1 protein-coding gene is annotated in these 1,756 nt (G+C 72.2%); it reads left to right on the top strand.

Annotation, left to right across the window (positions count from 1 at the left end):
- Window positions 1–158: 158 nt before the first annotated feature.
- On the top strand, window positions 159–1,756 hold a 1,598-nt coding region (locus tag AC1D1S_RS20995; protein WP_476995431.1), incomplete at its 3' end, for a DUF222 domain-containing protein.

The following is a 1,756-nucleotide window of genomic DNA, read 5'->3' as shown; positions in this document are numbered from 1 at the left end:
GGAGGGCGGGGGTCGTACGCAGTGTTACGTGCCCGGACGTGCCCTATGCGCTCCAGATGCTCTGAGGTGCGCTGCCGGGAGTCACTCTCACTATGAGTCGCGCGCCGGCAAGAATGGCTTCCGCTATTTCTGTCGTACCCCTCTGGCAGAGTTTAGTTATGGAAGCCATTGGAGAGTTCATCCCGGACCGGGCCCCGTGGGCCGGCCCGGCTGTGTCCTCCCGGCATCCCCGACTGGCCGCCGTTCCCGGCGCGGCTGACGCAGCCGGCGGCGCTCTGGGCGCCGCGGTGGAGACGGCGCTGGCGGCGCTGCGGGCTTCGAGCCCGACTGCGGATGTCGACGCCGCCTGGTTTGGCTTGCGGGAGGCTGCGGACTTTGCCGGCCACGTCGAGGACCTGTCCCGCACGGTCGAATACTTCCAGCTCGTTGCCGCGGCCGCGGTAGAACGGACGCGCCAACAAGCCGTGTTCACCGCGCCGGCCGCACACGGCTGGGGTGAGGAAGCGGCCCAGGCGGGCTGGCTCACGGGCTGGAAACAGGAATCCGACGGCGGGACGGATGCAGGGGCCGGCGGGGGAGCTGATGCCGTTTCCGACGCCGGGGCTCACGGCGTACCTGTCGGCGGGACGCTTGCCGGGGCCGGACCTGGCCCCCGCGGTGACTTGGCCGGGCACATGGGGATGTCCGCTGCTGCGGATGACGGCTACCGGAACGCCACGGATTTTTTGCGGGCGCGGCTGCGGATCAGCGCCGCCGAGGCAAAGCGCCGGCTGACGCTGGCCGCCGAGCTGCTGCCCCGCGCCGGCAGCGGCGGCCATACCGGGCCACCGGTCCGGAAGGAGCTCGCCGCTGCCGTCGCGGCCGGCGAGGTCGCGTCCCGCGCCGCAACCGTCATCACGCTCGCCCTGGACCGGGTCCGGCACAGCTGCCTCCCCGAGGCCGCCGCAACCATGGAACATGCCCTGACAGTGACGGCCATCGAAAACGACGCCGACTTCCTGGCCCGGATCGCCCGCCGGTGGGCCGAGGCGCTGGACCAGGACGGCGCCGAACCTTCCGAGGAATTGCTCCGCCGGATCCAGGGCGCCTTCCTCCGCAAACCCCGGCACGGCCTGCAGCACCTGGAAATCTTCGCGACCGCGGACCAGTTCGAACACCTTGTGACAGTGATGAACACCGCCACCAACCCCCGCAGCGGCCCCGACACCGGCGAAGGCACCGCCACCGGCCACACGGCGCAGGCCGGACCGGGTGACGGGTCCGAAGCGGCCGACGAGCCCGGCCCGTCTGACGAGCCCGCCACGGCCGAACAGCACGCCGCGCTGCCGTCCCTGGACCTCCGCTCCCGGCCCCAACGTCTGCTCGACGGCCTGGTCGGTGCCTGCAAGGCGGCGCTCGCCACCGGAGGGCTGCCCGCCGCGGGCGGGCTCCGGCCCCAGGTCATGGCCACCATTGACTACCGCGACCTGCTCACCCGGCTCGGGACGACTCCCGCCGAAGCAGGCGCCCCTGCCAACACCGCACAGCACGGCACCGGAACCAGACACGGCACCGGGACGCTGCTGTTCACCGRGCCCGTCACCGCGTTCACGGTGCGCAAGATCGCCTGCGACGCCGACATCATCCCCGTCGTCCTCGGCGGCGAGGGCCAGGTCCTGGACATCGGCMGCGCCTCCCGCGTCTTCCCGCCCCACATCCGCAAGGCCATCACGGCCCGGGACCGGGGCTGCGCCTTCCCGCAATGCACCATTCCGGC

Source organism: Arthrobacter sp. P1_A5, from assembly GCF_056406825.1.
The sequence above is the reverse complement of the archived record's forward strand: the minus strand, read 5'-3'. Positions and strand labels throughout refer to the sequence as shown.